13 protein-coding genes are annotated in these 16,942 nt (G+C 60.8%); 6 read left to right on the plus strand and 7 right to left on the minus strand.

Translation table 11 applies throughout. The features are described 5' to 3' along the window. The first annotated feature begins 40 nt into the window (after window positions 1-40). Together acnD and prpF are read left to right on the plus strand one after the other, a co-directional pair. On the plus strand, window positions 41-2,632 hold the full coding sequence (acnD, locus tag ACZ9H3_RS00810; RefSeq protein ID WP_476219020.1) for a Fe/S-dependent 2-methylisocitrate dehydratase AcnD: 2,592 nt from the start codon (window positions 41-43) through the stop codon (window positions 2,630-2,632). A gap of 117 nt (window positions 2,633-2,749) precedes the next feature. Next, window positions 2,750-3,940, plus strand: a complete 1,191-nt coding sequence (prpF, locus tag ACZ9H3_RS00815; protein ID WP_102052580.1) for a 2-methylaconitate cis-trans isomerase PrpF — start codon at window positions 2,750-2,752, stop codon at window positions 3,938-3,940. A gap of 122 nt (window positions 3,941-4,062) precedes the next feature. Here prpF and ACZ9H3_RS00820 read toward each other — a convergent pair whose 3' ends face one another. Together ACZ9H3_RS00820 and acnB are read right to left on the minus strand one after the other, a co-directional pair. Beyond that, on the minus strand, window positions 4,063-4,572 hold the full coding sequence (locus ACZ9H3_RS00820; protein ID WP_099774049.1) for a hypothetical protein: 510 nt from the start codon (window positions 4,570-4,572) through the stop codon (window positions 4,063-4,065). A 292-nt stretch (window positions 4,573-4,864) separates the two neighbouring features. Next, window positions 4,865-7,465: a bifunctional aconitate hydratase 2/2-methylisocitrate dehydratase gene (gene acnB, locus ACZ9H3_RS00825; RefSeq protein ID WP_065759484.1), complete on the minus strand. Its 2,601-nt coding sequence runs from the start codon at window positions 7,463-7,465 to the stop codon at window positions 4,865-4,867. Between the two features lie 404 nt (window positions 7,466-7,869). Here acnB and ACZ9H3_RS00830 point away from each other — a divergent pair, with 404 nt between their 5' ends. Beyond that, on the plus strand, window positions 7,870-8,337 hold the full coding sequence (locus ACZ9H3_RS00830) for a DUF1289 domain-containing protein (protein WP_065759483.1): 468 nt from the start codon (window positions 7,870-7,872) through the stop codon (window positions 8,335-8,337). Between the two features lie 40 nt (window positions 8,338-8,377). Here ACZ9H3_RS00830 and ACZ9H3_RS00835 read toward each other — a convergent pair whose 3' ends face one another. Next, complete coding sequence (locus ACZ9H3_RS00835; RefSeq protein ID WP_065759482.1) at window positions 8,378-9,241, minus strand: universal stress protein; 864 nt, start codon at window positions 9,239-9,241, stop codon at window positions 8,378-8,380. A 153-nt stretch (window positions 9,242-9,394) separates the two neighbouring features. Between ACZ9H3_RS00835 and ACZ9H3_RS00840 the strand changes: the two genes are divergently transcribed. Continuing rightward, entirely contained in the window at window positions 9,395-10,006 is a 612-nt protein-coding gene (locus ACZ9H3_RS00840; protein ID WP_065759504.1) for a MiaE family protein, read from the plus strand. 95 nt (window positions 10,007-10,101) lie between these two features. Here the strand turns inward: ACZ9H3_RS00840 and ACZ9H3_RS00845 are convergent, their stop codons facing one another. Together ACZ9H3_RS00845 and ACZ9H3_RS00850 are read right to left on the minus strand one after the other, a co-directional pair. Continuing rightward, window positions 10,102-10,824, minus strand: coding sequence for a UDP-2,3-diacylglucosamine diphosphatase (locus tag ACZ9H3_RS00845; RefSeq protein WP_099774050.1), 723 nt, complete (start codon window positions 10,822-10,824; stop codon window positions 10,102-10,104). After that, window positions 10,821-11,324, minus strand: a complete 504-nt coding sequence (locus ACZ9H3_RS00850; RefSeq protein WP_065759480.1) for a peptidylprolyl isomerase — start codon at window positions 11,322-11,324, stop codon at window positions 10,821-10,823. Before ACZ9H3_RS00850 ends, ACZ9H3_RS00845 begins: the two co-directional genes overlap by 4 nt. 235 nt (window positions 11,325-11,559) lie before the next feature. On the opposite strand from ACZ9H3_RS00850, the gene ACZ9H3_RS00855 reads away from it, so the two are divergent. Both ACZ9H3_RS00855 and cysS read left to right on the plus strand, forming a co-directional pair. After that, window positions 11,560-13,263: a glutamine--tRNA ligase/YqeY domain fusion protein gene (locus tag ACZ9H3_RS00855; RefSeq protein ID WP_065759479.1), complete on the plus strand. Its 1,704-nt coding sequence runs from the start codon at window positions 11,560-11,562 to the stop codon at window positions 13,261-13,263. Window positions 13,264-13,272: 9 nt separating this feature from the next. After that, window positions 13,273-14,655 carry a cysteine--tRNA ligase gene (gene cysS, locus ACZ9H3_RS00860; RefSeq protein ID WP_476219025.1) on the plus strand — a complete coding sequence of 461 codons (1,383 nt, stop codon included), beginning with the start codon at window positions 13,273-13,275 and terminating at the stop codon, window positions 14,653-14,655. A gap of 206 nt (window positions 14,656-14,861) precedes the next feature. Here the strand turns inward: cysS and ACZ9H3_RS00865 are convergent, their stop codons facing one another. Next, entirely contained in the window at window positions 14,862-16,238 is a 1,377-nt protein-coding gene (locus tag ACZ9H3_RS00865; protein WP_476219026.1) for a sensor histidine kinase, read from the minus strand. Further along, window positions 16,216-16,896 carry a response regulator transcription factor gene (locus ACZ9H3_RS00870; RefSeq protein WP_065759476.1) on the minus strand — a complete coding sequence of 227 codons (681 nt, stop codon included), beginning with the start codon at window positions 16,894-16,896 and terminating at the stop codon, window positions 16,216-16,218. The genes ACZ9H3_RS00865 and ACZ9H3_RS00870 overlap by 23 nt, the downstream gene beginning before the upstream one ends. Window positions 16,897-16,942 lie beyond the last annotated feature (46 nt).

A 16,942-nucleotide genomic window follows, 5' to 3' on the forward strand; every position in this document is an offset into this window, starting at 1 on the left:
GTTACCTACCGCTGACCTTTCCGTGATTGAGTCCCGCGCCATGAACACAGCATTTCGCAAGAACCTGCCCGGCACCCGCCTGGATTACTTTGACGCCCGCGCGGCTGTCGATGCAATTCAGCCCGGCGCCTACGACAAGCTGCCCTACACCTCCCGCGTGCTGGCAGAAAACCTGGTTCGCCGTTGCGACCCGGCCACCCTGAACGCTTCGTTGAGCCAGTTGATCGAGCGCAAGCGCGACCTCGACTTCCCCTGGTTCCCGGCGCGGGTGGTGTGCCATGACATTCTCGGCCAGACCGCACTGGTCGACCTGGCGGGTCTGCGTGACGCCATCGCCGATATGGGCGGTGACCCGGCCAAGGTCAACCCGGTAGTACCGGTACAACTGATCGTCGACCACTCGTTGGCCGTGGAGTGTGGTGGTTTCGATCCGGACGCCTTCGCCAAGAACCGCGCCATCGAAGACCGTCGCAACGAAGACCGTTTTCACTTCATCAACTGGACCAAGCAGGCGTTCAAGAACGTCGATGTGATCCCGCCAGGCAATGGCATCATGCACCAGATCAACCTGGAGCGGATGTCGCCGGTGATCCACAGCACAGACGGGGTGGCCTTCCCGGATACGCTGGTCGGTACTGACAGCCACACCCCGCATGTCGACGCACTGGGCGTAATCGCCATTGGTGTTGGCGGCCTTGAGGCCGAGAACGTGATGCTGGGTCGTGCGTCCTGGATGCGCCTGCCGGATATCATCGGTGTCGAGCTGTCGGGCAAGCCACAGCCAGGCATTACCGCCACCGACGTGGTGCTGGCGCTGACCGAATTCCTGCGTAAGGAAAAGGTCGTGGGTGCCTACCTTGAATTCTATGGCGAGGGCGCGCGTGCGCTGACCCTGGGTGACCGTGCAACCATCTCCAACATGGCCCCGGAGTATGGCGCCACGGCGGCGATGTTCTCCATTGACCAGCAAACCATCGACTACCTGAAACTCACCGGTCGTGAAGACGAACAAGTGAAGCTGGTCGAGACCTATGCGAAGGTCGCGGGCTTGTGGTCCGACAGCCTGGCGCATGCCGAGTACGAGCGTGTGCTGCGTTTTGACCTGTCCAGTGTCGTGCGCAACATGGCCGGCCCATCCAACCCGCACGCTCGCGTGGCAACCAGCGACCTGGCCGCCAAAGGCATTGCCGGTCAGTGGGAAGAAGTCCCTGGCCAGATGCCCGATGGCGCTGTGATTATCGCTGCCATCACCAGTTGCACCAACACCAGCAACCCGCGCAACGTTATTGCTGCCGGCCTGCTGGCGCGTAACGCGAACAAGCTGGGCCTGACCCGTAAGCCGTGGGTGAAGTCCTCGCTGGCGCCAGGTTCCAAAGCGGTAGCCCTGTACCTGGATGAAGCCGGCCTGACGTCCGAGCTGGAACAGATGGGCTTCGGCATCGTGGCGTTCGCCTGCACCACCTGCAACGGCATGTCCGGTGCACTGGACCCTAAAATCCAGCAGGAAATCATTGACCGCGACCTGTACGCCACGGCAGTGCTTTCGGGCAACCGCAACTTCGATGGTCGTATTCACCCGTATGCCAAGCAGGCCTTCCTGGCATCGCCGCCGCTGGTGGTTGCTTACGCCATTGCCGGTACCATCCGTTTCGATATCGAGAAAGATGTGCTGGGCGTGGTCGAAGGTAAGGAAATCCGCCTGAAAGACATCTGGCCGACTGACGAAGAAATCGATGCCGTGGTCAAGGCGTCGGTGAAGCCAGAGCAGTTCCGCAAGGTCTACATTCCGATGTTCGCCATCCACGAAGACACTGGCCCGAAAGTCGAGCCACTGTATGACTGGCGCCCAATGAGCACCTACATTCGTCGTCCGCCATACTGGGAAGGCGCGTTGGCGGGCGAGCGCACCCTCAAGGGCATGCGCCCGCTGGCGGTGCTGCCGGACAACATCACCACGGATCACCTGTCGCCATCCAACGCCATCATGCTGGACAGCGCTGCGGGCGAATACCTGGCCAAGATGGGCTTGCCTGAAGAGGACTTCAACTCTTATGCGACCCACCGTGGCGACCACCTGACCGCCCAGCGTGCGACCTTCGCCAACCCGAAACTGTTCAACGAAATGGTTCAGGAAAACGGCAAGGTCAAGCAAGGTTCGCTGGCGCGGATCGAGCCGGAAGGCAAGGTCACTCGCATGTGGGAAGCCATCGAGACCTACATGGAGCGCAAGCAGCCGCTGATCATCGTCGCCGGTGCCGACTACGGTCAGGGTTCGTCCCGTGACTGGGCGGCCAAGGGCGTACGCCTGGCCGGTGTCGAAGCCATCGTTGCCGAAGGTTTCGAGCGTATTCACCGTACCAACCTGGTGGGCATGGGTGTCTTGCCGCTGGAGTTCAAGCCGGGCGTCAATCGCAAGACCCTGGGTATCGACGGCACTGAAACCTTTGATGTGGTGGGTTCGCGTACCCCGCGTGCCACGCTGACGCTGGTGATCAACCGCAAGAACGGCGAGCGGGTCGAAGTGCCGGTCACTTGCCGTCTCGATACTGGCGAAGAAGTGTCGATCTACGAAGCGGGCGGTGTATTGCAGCGCTTTGCCCAGGACTTCCTCGAGTCGGCTGGCGCCAAGTGATGTAGGCGCCTGCAGGGGTGGCAGTGTTTGCCCCTTCAGGTACACCGCTGATTATGTGGGGGGCGGCCATGCCGTCCCCTGCGACGGGCGAGCAGTATCCAACAGGACAAGATTCCCATGGCTCACGTACCGCAGATCAAGATTCCCGCTACCTACATCCGTGGCGGCACCAGCAAAGGCGTGTTCTTCCGCCTTCAGGATTTACCCGAGAGCGCCCAGATCCCGGGCGCAGAGCGTGACGCGCTGTTGCTTCGCGTGATTGGCAGCCCGGACCCGTATGGCAAGCAGATCGATGGCATGGGTGGAGCAACCTCCAGCACCAGCAAGACGGTCATCCTTTCGCGCAGTATCAAGCCGGATCATGATGTCGATTACCTGTTCGGTCAGGTCTCCATCGACAAGCCATTTGTCGACTGGAGCGGCAACTGTGGCAACCTGTCGGCAGCGGTCGGCTCGTTTGCCATCAGCAGTGGCCTGGTCGATGCCAGCCGCGTGCCGCAGAACGGCATCGCGACCGTGCGCATCTGGCAGGTCAATATCGGCAAGACCATCATCGCCCATGTACCGATCACCGAGGGTGAGGTTCAGGAGACCGGTGACTTTGAGCTCGACGGTGTGACCTTCCCGGCTGCCGAAGTACAGCTTGAGTTCCTCGACCCGGCCGCCGAGGAAGAGGGCGCTGGTGGTTCGATGTTCCCAACCGGCAATCTGGTTGACGACCTCGAGGTGCCGGGTGTCGGCGTGCTCAAGGCGACCCTGATCAACGCCGGTATCCCGACCATTTTCGTTCAGGCCGAAGCCGTAGGCTGCACGGGCACCGAGCTTCAGGACGCAATCAACGGCGACCCGGCAGCATTGGCCAAGTTCGAGACCATTCGTGCTTACGGTGCGCTGCGTATGGGGCTCATCAAGCACCTGGACGAAGCTGCCAAGCGTCAGCACACGCCGAAGGTTGCGTTTGTTGCGGCGCCTGCTGACTACATCGCTTCCAGTGGCAAGCCGGTCGCGGCGAAAGACGTCGACCTGCTGGTTCGTGCGCTGTCCATGGGTAAGCTGCACCACGCCATGATGGGCACAGCGGCGGTTGCCATCGGTACCGCTGCAGCCATTCCGGGTACGCTGGTGAACCTGGCAGCCGGTGGTGGTGCGCGCAGCGCTGTGCGTTTCGGTCACCCTTCGGGTACCTTGCGGGTAGGCGCTGAAGCTGTTCAGGAAAACGGCGAGTGGACAGTGACCAAGGCCATCATGAGTCGCAGTGCGCGTGTATTGATGGAAGGTTGGGTGCGTGTGCCCGGCGACGCCTTCTAAAAGCGTCTAGCGTGCTTTTACTGTCGCCGACAAGGCGTGCTTCCCAGCGGGAGCAAGGCTTGTCGGCGATGCTGTTTTCAGTGCGAGCGTAACTGCGGCGCCCGGCATAACCTCAAATGGGGTTACAGGTATTTGAGAATGCGCCCTTGAAAATGCACAGTGTCCCCTGTTTCCGTGTTCAGGAAGAGCGTTTGTGCAGATCGGGCTGCTGGGGTAAACGAGCTCCAGAAGCCGCCTCTTGGTTCACTCACTGCTGAGACGCGGTAACCGCGCTGATCGCGCAGCACGAACTCGAACGTTGCGGGGTTGTCGTTGTCGCCCTCAAGCTCGACTTTCCAGAAGTCGCAAACCTCGGCCACTTGATAGAACCCCAGATAGCCATTGCGGCTCACGCCGACCTTTGCGCCACTGTAGGCGCCGTCGGGTGCTGCGCTGATGTTGTAATGGATGCGATCTTCAATGTGTTCGATGAAATCGAAACGAAAGGCCACATTGGGTTCGTCCTGCTCACTCTGTATAAGCCAGCCATCCCCCGCAACAGAGTTATCCTTCAGGTACCCAACCGGGTAGAGGTACTCTCCTGTTGTGCTCACCAGTGTGGCAATAAATGATTTTCCGCTGATGTCGGCCATGTCAGGCTTCCTGTGCTGGTTGTGGTGTTAAGCGCGTCCTTGGCGCTGGGCCAACATAAGCCAGTGGAAGAGCCGTATTCAGTCGGAAACACACCCTCAGCGCTTTTATGCGCGGGGTGTCAGTGAGTATGCGGCGCTTGCATCGCGGGCAAGCCCGGCTCCTACAGGGTTGTGTGGCAGGCCTGCCAGCCCTGTGGGGGCTCAGAAAAACAAATGCCCCGACAGGTCGGGGCATTTGTTTTGTAGCTGCTGCAAGCTGCGTTTTCACGCAGCCTGCAATGGCTAAGTCAGCTTAGGCTTGAACGACCGGGATGTTGGCGTTCGCAGCGGCTTCACGGAACTCAGCGATCTGGTCGAAGCTCAGGTAGCGGTAAACGTCGGCAGCCATGCTGTCGATGTTCTTCGCGTACGCCATGTACTCCTCGACGGTCGGCAGTTTGCCCAGGATGGACGCGACTGCAGCCAGTTCGGCGGAGGCCAGGTATACGTTGGCACCATCACCCAGACGGTTCGGGAAGTTACGGGTCGAAGTCGACACAACGGTCGAGTTCGCAGCAACGCGAGCCTGGTTACCCATGCACAGCGAGCAGCCCGGCATTTCCATGCGCGCGCCAGCCTTGCCGTAGATGCCGTAGTAGCCTTCTTCGGTCAGCTGGTGAGCGTCCATCTTGGTTGGCGGCGACAGCCACAGGCGAGTTGGGATCGAACCTTTGACCTTCTCCAGCAGCTTGCCGGCAGCGCGGAAGTGACCGATGTTGGTCATGCACGAACCGATGAACACTTCGTCGATTTTCTCGCCCTGTACGGTCGAGAGCAGACGGGCGTCGTCCGGGTCGTTCGGGGCGCAGAGCACAGGCTCTTTGACGTCGGCCAGATCGATTTCGATGATCTCGGCGTATTCGGCGTCCTTGTCGGCTTCCAGCAGAACTGGGTTGGCCAGCCAGGCTTCCATCGCTTGGGCGCGACGTTCCATGGTGCGTGCATCGCCGTAGCCTTCGCTGATCATCCAGCGCAGCAGGGTGATGTTCGACTTCAGGTACTCGGCGATGGCTTTTTCTGGCAGCTTGATGGTGCAACCTGCAGCGGAACGCTCAGCCGAGGCGTCAGACAGTTCGAACGCTTGCTCGACAGTCAGTTCGTCCAGGCCTTCGATTTCCAGGATGCGGCCGGAGAAGGCGTTGATCTTGCCTTTCTTCTCGACGGTCAGCAGGCCTTTCTGGATGGCGTAGTAAGGGATGGCATGAACCAGGTCACGCAGGGTGATGCCAGGTTGCAGTTTGCCCTTGAAGCGCACCAGGATCGACTCTGGCATGTCCAGCGGCATGACGCCGGTGGCAGCAGCGAAGGCGACCAGGCCGGAACCGGCCGGGAAGGAGATGCCGATCGGGAAGCGGGTGTGCGAGTCGCCGCCGGTGCCGACGGTGTCAGGCAGCAGCATGCGGTTCAGCCAGCTGTGGATGATGCCGTCGCCTGGACGCAGGGACACGCCGCCACGGGTGCGGATGAAATCCGGCAGGGTGTGGTGGGTGGTGACGTCGATTGGCTTCGGATAGGCCGCGGTGTGGCAGAACGACTGCATGACCAGGTCAGCGGAGAAGCCCAGGCACGCCAGGTCTTTCAGCTCGTCACGGGTCATTGGGCCAGTGGTATCCTGGGAGCCCACGGTGGTCATCTTGGGCTCGCAGTAGGTGCCTGGACGAACGCCAGTCACGCCGCAGGCCTTGCCGACCATTTTCTGTGCCAGGGTGTAGCCTTTGCCGGTGTCGACAGGCTGCTCTGGTTTCTGGAACAGGTCGGAAACCGGCAGACCCAGCTCGGTACGAGCCTTGTCAGTCAGGCCACGGCCTACGATCAGAGGGATACGGCCGCCAGCGCGGACTTCGTCGAGCAGCACCGGGGTCTTCAGTTCGAAGGTGGTGATGACTTCGTCGGTGCCGTGCTTGCAGACTTTACCGGCGTGTGGGTACACGTCGATCACGTCGCCCATGTTCAGGTTCGATACGTCGAACTCGATTGGCAGTGCGCCAGCATCTTCCATGGTGTTGTAGAAGATCGGAGCGATTTTCGAGCCGAAGCAGAAACCGCCAGCGCGCTTGTTCGGAACGTACGGAATGTCGTCGCCGAAGAACCACAGAACCGAGTTGGTTGCGGACTTGCGGGACGAGCCGGTGCCAACCACGTCGCCGACGTAGGCAACCGGGAAGCCCTTGGCTTTGACTTCTTCGATTTGCTTGAGCGGGCCGATTGCGCCTTGTTGCTCAGGCACGATGCCGTCACGCGCCATTTTCAGCATGGCCAGGGCGTGCAGCGGGATGTCAGGGCGCGACCAGGCGTCCGGGGCAGGGGACAGGTCGTCGGTGTTGGTTTCGCCAGGTACCTTGAAGACAGTCAGGCTGTACTTCTCGGCGATGGCAGGCTTGCTGGTGAACCACTCACCGGCGGCCCAGGATTCCAGAACGGCCTTGGCGTGAACATTGCCGGCCTTGGCTTTTTCAGCCACGTCGTGGAAGGCATCGAACATCAGCAGGGTGTGCTTGAGCTGTTCGGCAGCAACAGCCGCCAGTTCGGCGTTGTCCAGCAGTTCAACCAGAGTGGCGATGTTGTAGCCACCTTGCATGGTGCCCAGCAGTTCGACGGCGCGTTTCTTGTCGATCAGTGGGGACTTGGCTTCGCCCTTGGCGACGGCAGACAGGAAGCCGGCCTTGACGTAGGCGGCTTCGTCCACTCCTGGTGGAACGCGGTTGGTGATCAGGTCGACGAGGACGGCTTCTTCGCCAGCAGGGGGATTCTTCAGCAGCTCGACCAGGCCTGCGGTTTGTTCGGCGTTAAGCGGCTGGGGCACGATACCCTGGGCGGCACGCTCTTCGATGTGTTTGCGGTAGGCTTCAAGCACAGTTATTACCCTCATCAGTGGTCCCAAATGGGTGTCCGGGACGCTCATCCAGAAATTCCGGTACCCATGCGCAATACGGCTTTTTGGGCCGCGTAGCCAGGGTTACAGGAAATCCTTACAGAAGCTGCTTTCAAAGTTTTACGCCTGTAGAACGGAGGCTGATGAGGGCTGGCGCGGGCATTCGACTGTCGAATCTCCCGCACCAACGCCGTTCTACCGGATGAACTGTGCTCGTGACGCTTTGAAAACAGCTTCTAACGGACATTGGCGCCTTTAAAAGGCCGGATGATTCTACGGTAAAAAGTCGACAAAGGTAAGGCGAGTGCAATGACTTTGCGGGGTGACCACCGTTAGACAAAGGGCTAACATGGCGGCCTGTCCTGTCGCCTTGCTGTTGATCCCCCATGCCCAATCATTCCATCAAGACGCCTTGCGTCGGCCTTTGCTCCACTGTCTACGGCGACCTGGTGTGCCGCGGCTGCAAGCGCTTTCATCATGAAGTGATCCAGTGGAACGGTTACAGCGAAGAGGAAAAACGCGCGGTCTGGATGCGCCTGGAGCAACTGTTGGTCCAGGTGATGACGGCCAAGCTGGAAGTCTTCGATAGTGCGCGCCTGCGCCAGCAACTGGAGCAGCGACAGATTCGCTTCGTGCCGCAGCAGTCGGAGTATTGCTGGGCGTATCAACTGATTGCCCGAGGAGCGCGGGTGATCCGCGATGTGGAAGCCTACGGCATGGTTCTGCTGCCGGAGTTTCGTGAGTGGGAATTGCCGCAGTTGCGCGATGCGATTGATCGCGAATTCTTCCTGCTGTCCGAGGCCCACTACCAGCGCTATATCGCGCCGGGCTTTTTAAAGAACGGGCTGGGCTGATACAGCGGGTCGGAGCCGGCGATGCCGGCTCCGACGGTGGCTAGCCTTTGGCCAGTTCTGCCAGGTGATCGGCAGCTTCTTCGCTTTTGAGCACCAGTACATCGCTTTCCAGTGCGTCGAGTACCACCTCGGCGGTATTGCCGATCAGGGCGCCGGTGATGCCTGTGCGGGCCACCGTGCCGATCACGGTGAGCACGGCGTCCAGTTCTTTCACGTAGTGAGGAATCAGTACATCGGCCGGGCCTTCGGCGACATGCAGGCGTTCGTCGCTGATATCAAACTCCGCCTGGAACGCCTTGCACTCTTCGCGGTAGCGGGCCTCGATGGTTTCCTTGAGCTGATAGATCGGGTCGGCTGCCGAGAGCATGGGCGAGGGGTGGGCGCTGACGACATGCAGTTGGCCTTTGGCCAGGGTGGCGATCTCATAGCTGTGGTCGACGATGCGCTTGTGCAAGCGGCGATGGTGTTCATCATGGTTGCCCACATCCACGGCTGCCAGAATGACGCCGTTGGTCCAGGGCCTTTCGTGCTTGACCATCAGGACGGCGCACGGGCACAGACGCAAAAGCTTCCAGTCCGATGGCGTGAGCAGGGCTTTTTTCAGCGGGTTGTCCGGGCGATGCTCCTTGATCACCAGTTCGCAGCCCTCGGCCTGCTGCACGTCGATGATCGACTCGTGCAGGGTGTCGTGCCAGGTCTGCTCGTAGGTGACGTTGTTGTAGCCATCGTCGTGAAGCTGGCTGCACAGCAGGCTGAGCAGGGCGCTGTGGTCTTGTTTCTTGTCGCACATCAACAGGTGCAAGCGGGCACCTGTAGCGCCGGCGATGAGTTTTGCCCGGGTCAGAGCCCGGCTGTGGGCGTGCGTCGGGTCAAGTACCACCAGGATGCTGCGGACGGCTTGCATGAGCATGAACTCCCTTCTTCAATAGCGACCAATGACTGACTATAGTCGGCGCTCGATGGATCGGGTGTTGATACACATCAAGCATAGCCGGTGGTGATCGTCGCCTGCGTGCGTATAATTGCCGGCTTTGTCGTCGTCCTGTCCGTGAGCACCATGCACCTTATTCCCGAAATCGATGCGTTCCTGGCCTGCCGTACCCCTGATGCCTGGGTGGAGGCTGCGTTGGCCGATCAGGAGACGATGCTGATCGACCACAAGAATTGTGAGTTCAAGGCTGCCAGTACCGCCATGAGCCTGATGGCCAAATACAATACGCACATTGACCTGATCAACATGATGTCGCGCCTGGCCCGCGAAGAATTGGTCCACCATGAGCAGGTGTTACGCCTGATGAAGCGGCGCAAAATCGCCTTGCGGCCGGTCTCGGCAGGTCGCTATGCGTCGGGCTTGCGGGCGGTGGTGCGTAACCATGAACCAGTAAAGCTGGTCGACACCCTGGTGGTCGGTGCCTTTATCGAGGCGCGCAGTTGTGAGCGTTTCGCTGCCGTAGTGCCGCACCTGGACGAGGAACTGGGCAAGTTTTATCACGGCTTGCTCAAGAGTGAGGCTCGGCATTTTCAGGGCTACCTGAAGCTGGCCTATCAGTACGGTGAAGAAGCTGATGTCGACCGGGCGGTAGAGAAGGTTCGGGCGGCCGAAGCGGAGCTGATCACCGCGCCGGACAACGAGTTCCGCTTCCATAGCGGCGTTCCCAGCTGGCAGTAACGGCCCGCACGCGAAAAGGGGCATGGCCCTGGCCTTGTTGGTGATGGTGTCACCGGCATGCCTCTGCCCGAGCAGGGCGTGCCGACGACAGGTGTTCAGCGGAAAGCGAACGGTGCCAGTTGAAAGCCTTGCTCATCCACCTGCAAAGCCCAGCCCTGACGGTCCCAGTCCCCCAGTACGATACGCCGTGCTGGCGTATTGCCCAGCGCCAGTTTGTGAATCGCCGGGCGATGGGTGTGCCCGTGCACCAGGGTGCGCACGCCATGCTGCTGCATGACCCGTGGCACTTCCTCGGGCGTCACATCGACAATGTCGTTGGCCTTCATGCGGGTTTGCGTACGGCTTTCGCTGCGCAGCTTGCGCGCCAGTTTCTGGCGTGTACTCAGCGGCAAATGCCGCAGAACCCACAGGCTGAGCGGGTTGCGCAGGTAGCGGCGCAGCTTCATGTAGGCCAGGTCACGGGTACACAGGCTGTCGCCGTGCATCAGTAACACCGGTTCACCACCCATTTCGACCACGCAGGGATCGTTCAGCAAGGTGCAGCCCGCCGCCTTGCAGAACGCCTGGCCGATCAGGAAGTCGCGGTTGCCATGCATCAGGAAAATCTGCGTGCCACTGTCGCTCAAGGCGCGCAGGGCCTGACAGATGGATGCCTGGTAAGGCGTCATGGCGTCGTCGCCGATCCAGGCTTCGAAAAAATCGCCAAGAATGTACAGCGCCTGGGCCTGTCGGGCGCGGCCCTCAAGCAGATCAAGAAACGCCCGGGTAATGTCCGGGCGTTCTTCTTGCAGGTGCAGATCGGAGATCAGCAGTATCACTCAATGATCTCGGCTTTCTCGATGATCACGTCGTCTTTCGGTACGTCCTGATGGCCAGCCTTGGAGCCGGTAGGGACGGCCTTGATCTTGTCGACGACGTCCTGGCCTTCGATCACTTCACCGAACACGGCGTAGCCCCAGCCTTGCACGTTCTTGCCGCTGTGGTTGAGGAAATCGTTGTTGGCAACGTTGATGAAGAACTGCGCCGAGGCCGAATGCGGCTCCATGGTACGGGCCATGGCGATGGTGTACTTGGCGTTGCTCAGGCCGTTGTCCGCTTCGTTCTGGATGCTTGGACGCTTGTCTTTCTTTTCTTTCATGCCAGGCTCGAAACCGCCGCCCTGGATCATGAAGTTGCCGATGACGCGGTGGAAAATGGTGTTCGAGTAGTGGCCGGCGTTGACGTACTCGATGAAGTTGGCCACGGTGATCGGGGCCTTTTCGGCGTTCAGTTGCAGGACGATGTCGCCGTGGTTGGTGCTCAGTTTGACTTTGGACATGCTGAAATTCGCTCTTTTCAAGGCAATTGAAATAGGTTGCGCAGGATCGCGTAATAACCCTGACGCTCAGTCTACAGGCGGCGATACGCGGTTCGCGGCTGTTTTTTTGCAATGGCGGTCAATATTCGCGCCTGTTTGTCGGTGCTGACCTGTCGGCAGCTTGACTGCTTCGGCTATGATAAGCGCTTTGATTTAGTCGGCCTACCCTGGTCGTGTACCCGTATTCAAGGATCCTATGAGCAAGCCCACTGCTGACACCGCTCCCAACGCCGCTGCCAAAGGCGCTCCCGCTGTCCCTGCGAACTTCTTGCGACCGATCGTGCAGGCTGACCTGGACTCGGGCAAGCACAGCAGCATCGTCACCCGTTTCCCGCCAGAGCCCAATGGTTACCTGCACATCGGCCACGCCAAGTCGATCTGTGTGAACTTTGGCCTGGCCGAGGAGTTCGGTGGTGCCTGTCACCTGCGTTTCGATGACACCAACCCGGCCAAAGAGGACCAGGAGTACATCGATGCGATCCAGAGCGACGTCAAGTGGCTGGGCTTTCAGTGGACCGGTCCGGTGCGTTATGCCTCCGACTACTTCGGCCAGCTCCATGCGTGGGCCGTCGAGCTGATCAAGGCCGGCAAGGCCTATGTCTGCGACCTGACCCCGGAGCAGGCCCGCGAGTACCGTGGCAACCTGACCGAGCCAGGCAAGAACAGCCCGTTCCGTGAGCGTTCGGTCGAGGAAAACCTGGACCTGTTCGCCCGCATGAAGGCTGGCGAGTTCAAGGACGGCGAGCGTGTACTGCGGGCCAAGATCGACATGGCTTCGCCGAACATGAACATGCGCGACCCGATCCTCTATCGTATTCGTCACGCCCATCACCACCAGACCGGTGACACGTGGTGCATCTACCCGAACTATGACTTCACTCACGGCCAGTCCGACGCCATCGAAGGCATTACCCATTCGATCTGCACCCTCGAATTCGAAGGCCACCGCCCGTTGTACGAGTGGTTCCTGGACAACCTGCCGGTGCCGGCCAAGCCGCGCCAGTACGAGTTCAGCCGCCTGAACCTGAACTACACCATTACCAGCAAGCGCAAGCTCAAGCAGTTGGTCGACGAGCAGCACGTCAACGGCTGGGATGACCCGCGCATGTCGACGCTGTCCGGTTTCCGTCGTCGTGGCTACACCCCGGCTTCGATCCGCAACTTCTGCGACATGATCGGTACCAACCGTTCAGACGGTGTCGTCGACATGGCCATGCTCGAATTCAGCATCCGTGATGACCTCGACCGTACCGCGCCACGTGCGATGTGCGTGCTGCGCCCGCTGAAAGTGGTCATTACCAACTACCCGGAAGGCCAGGTCGAGCAGCTCGAACTGCCATGCCATCCGAAGGAAGACATGGGCGTTCGTGTCCTGCCGTTCGCTCGCGAGCTATACATCGACCGCGACGATTTCATGGAAGAGCCGCCAAAAGGTTACAAGCGCCTGGAGCCTGCCGGTGAAGTGCGCCTGCGTGGCAGCTACGTGATTCGTGCCGACGAGGCCATCAAGGACGCCGACGGCAACATCGTCGAGCTGCGTTGCTCGTACGACCCGGACACCCTCGGCAAGAACCCGGAAGGCCGCAAGGTCAAAGGCGTCATCCACTGGGTGCCGGCGGCTGAGAGCGTCGAGTGTGAAGTACGCCTTTACGATCGTCTGTTCCGCTCCGCCAACCCGGAGAAAACCGAGGAGGGCGGCAGCTTCCTGGACAACATCAATCCCGATTCGCTGCAGGTGCTGAGTGGTTGTCGGGCGGAACCTTCTCTGGGCAAGGCCCAGGCTGAAGACCGCTTCCAGTTCGAGCGCGAAGGTTACTTCTGCGTCGACATGAAAGACTCCCAACCGGGCCGCCCGGTGTTCAACCGCACCGTGACCCTGCGCGATTCGTGGGGCAGCTAAGGAATCCTCGTGCTTACCATCTACAACACCCTGACCAAGAGCAAGGAAGTCTTCACCCCGCTGGAAGGCAACAAGGTACGGATGTACGTCTGCGGCATGACCGTGTACGACTTCTGCCACCTGGGCCATGGTCGCAGCATGGTCGCGTTCGATCTGGTCACCCGCTGGCTGCGTTATAGCGGCTACGACCTGACCTACGTGCGCAACATCACCGACATCGACGACAAGATCATCAACCGTGCCAACGAGAACGGCGAGTCGTTCGACGCCTTGACCGCACGCATGATCGACGCGATGCACGAAGACGAGCGCCGGCTGAACATCCTGCCTCCAGATCAGGAACCGCGTGCCACCGATCATATCGCCGGCATGCACGCGATGATCCAGACCCTGATCGACAAGGGCTATGCCTACGCGCCGGGTAATGGTGACGTGTACTACCGGGTCGGCAAGTTTGTCGGCTACGGCAAGCTGTCGCGCAAGAAGATCGAAGACCTGCGTATCGGCGCACGGATCGAGGTTGACGAAGCCAAGCAGGACCCGCTGGACTTCGTCCTCTGGAAAGGCGTCAAGCCGGGTGAGCCAAGCTGGCCGTCGCCATGGGGCCCAGGGCGTCCAGGCTGGCACATCGAGTGCTCGGTGATGTCCACCTGCTGCCTGGGCGAGAGCTTCGACATTCATGGTGGCGGCAACGACCTGGAGTTCCCGCACCACGAGAACGAAATCGCCCAGAGCGAAGCGGCAACCGGCAAGCCATACGCCAAGGCCTGGATGCACTGCGGGATGATTCGCATCAATGGCGAGAAGATGTCCAAGTCCTTGAACAACTTCTTCACCATTCGCGATGTGCTTGAGAAGTATCACCCGGAAGTGGTCCGTTACCTGCTGGTATCGAGCCACTACCGCAGCTCGATCAACTACTCCGAAGACAGCCTGCGTGAGTCCAAGGGTGCGCTGGAGCGCTTCTATCATGCACTGCGTGGCCTGCCGCTGGTTCCGGCGCAAGGTGGCGAAGAGTATGTCGAGCGCTTCAGGGTCGCGATGAACGACGACTTTGGCACGCCTGAGGCCTGCGCGGTGCTGTTCGACCTGGTACGCGAGATCAACCGTGTGCGTGAAGCTGAGCCGCAGATCGCTGCCGGTCTTGCTGCTCGCCTGCGCGAGCTGGCGGGGCTGCTGGGTGTGTTGCAGCTGGATGCCGATGACTTCCTGCGTGCGGGCGCCGAGGGTCGTGTCGATGCCGCCGAGGTTGAAGCACTGATCCAGGCGCGTCTGCAGGCGCGGACCAACAAGGATTGGGCCGAGTCCGACCGTATCCGTGATCAGCTGACCGCCATGGGCGTGGTGCTTGAAGACAGCAAGGGCGGCACTACCTGGCGCCTGGCTGACTGACCGGCTGCGCCCTCGCAGGCAAGCCTGCTCCCACTGTGGGAGCGGGTCTTGCCCGCGATGCGAACGCCGCGCACTCACGGACACCGCTCCGACGCCATCGCAGGCAAGCCAGCTCCAACAGAGCCCGCGCTAGCTGTAGGAGCGGGTCTTGCCCGCGATGCAGGCGCCGCAAACTCATGGGTACCCCACCGATGCCCTCGCCAGTGCTACCGGCGACAATGCAGCACGAGCTTGGCGCCACCCAGCGCGCTTTCTCCTATCTCCAGATCGAACCCATGCAGGTCGACGATCGCTGCAACGATCGACAGGCCCAGGCCAAACCCTGGGTGCCGATGACCTTCCTCGCTGCGATAAAACCGTTTTAACACCGCCTGGCGCTCGTCTTCCGGAATGCCGGGGCCGCTGTCCTGTACCTCGATATGCACGCCCTGTGCATCGCTGTGGGCGCTCAGTGCCACCTGGCCGTGGGCCGGGGTGAACTTGATCGCATTGCTCAGCAGGTTGGCCAGTGCCTCGAACAGCAATTCGCGGTCGCCGTGCAGGCTGGGCAGTTGGTTGGGTATCTGCAGGCTCAGGTTGATGTCGCCGTCTTCAGCCAATGGAAGGTAGAAGTCGTACAGCTCCAGCAGCAGTGCATGCGGGTCCAGTTCGACGAACCCGGCACGGCGTTGACGGTCTTCCAGTTCGCTGATGCGCAGCAGGCCGCGAAAGCGCGCCATCAGCGTGTCGGTTTCCGCGATAGCGTGGTCCAGTTGCTGGGTTTGTGCGGAGTCGTCGCCCGCTTGTTGGCGAATGCGGTACAGCTGGGCGCGCAGGCGAGTGAGGGGGGTACGCAGGTCGTGGGCAATGTTGTCGCATACACCCTTGACCTCGTGCATCAGCCGTTCGATACGGTCGAGCATGGCGTTGACGATGGCCGCCAGCATGTCCAGCTCGTCACGCCGCGGGGACAGTGGCAGGCGGTGTGTCAGGTCGCCGGCGACGATCTGTTCGGCGCTGGCCTGGATCGCCCGGATGCGTTTGAGCGGGCGACGGCGCAGCAGGTACCAGCCGGCGATGCCTGGAATGATCGTCAGTGAAAGCCCCCAGAGCAGGGCATGCAGGATGATCTGGGTGACCACGAACAGCGAGCCATTGTCACGTACCAGAACCAGCCAGCGGCCGTCAGGGACCCTCAAGGCCACGGCATCGCAACTGTCCTTGGGCAAGTGGGGTGCATCTTCATCCAGGCAGCGGCCAAGCTCATGGATTCTGCCATCCAGGCCCAGCTCCGGGGGGATCTTGCGAATCTCGCCGCTGAGTGGATTGAAGGCTGCATCGAACAGGCCGTAGGCATCGAAGCTGCGCTCCTCGAAGGCCTGGCTGGCAATCAGCGCATCATCCAGTTGTTTGCCGCTCATGTGTGCAAACAGGTGCTGGCGTTGTTGCAGCGAGTGCCGGGTGAGTTTGTTCAGGTAGCCGGACACCTCAAAGTACAACACCCCCATGAGGATGCTGCTCCAGGCCACGAAAAGGAAGCTGTACAGCGCCAGCAGGCGACTTGTGGATGAGCTCCAACCCTTAGACGGGTTCGGCAATGGCATAGCCGGAGCCCCGCACAGTGCGAATCAGCGGCACTTGGCCCGGGGCGTCGATTTTCTTGCGCAGGCGACCGATATGCACGTCGATCAGGTTGGTGCCGGGATCAAAGTGGTAGCCCCAGACTTCCTCGAAAATCATCATGCGGGTGATGACCTGGCCGGCATGGCGCATGAGGAACTCCAGCAACTTGTACTCGGTCGGTAACAGGTTGAGTGCCAGTTCGCCGCGTCGGGCTTCGTGGCTGATCAGGTCCAGTTCCAGGTCGGCGACCTGCAGGCGAGTCTGTGTGATGCCGGTGTTGTTTCGGCGCAGCAGCACTTCGACCCTGGCGGCCATCTCATCGGACGCAAATGGTTTGGTCAGGTAGTCGTCGCCGCCGGCGCGCAGGCCACGTACCCGCTCATCGACATCGGAGAGGGCGCTGATCATCAGGATCGGCGTGGTGATCTTCAGGTTGCGCAGCGTGGTGACGATCGTCAGGCCGTCGAGCTCAGGCAGCATGCGGTCCAGCGTGATGAGGTCATAGCTGCCGGCGATGGCCTTGGCCAGGCCTTCACGGCCGTTGTTGGCCCAGTCAACCTCCAGGCCATGGCTGGAAAGTTCGGCGACGATCTCCTGGGCGGTGACAGCGTCGTCTTCGATAGTCAGTACGCGAGGCATGCTTTTACCTGGGCGGCGAGTGGAAGCTCGATTGTGCCAAAGAATA

Source organism: Pseudomonas sp. TE3910 (assembly GCF_056279025.1).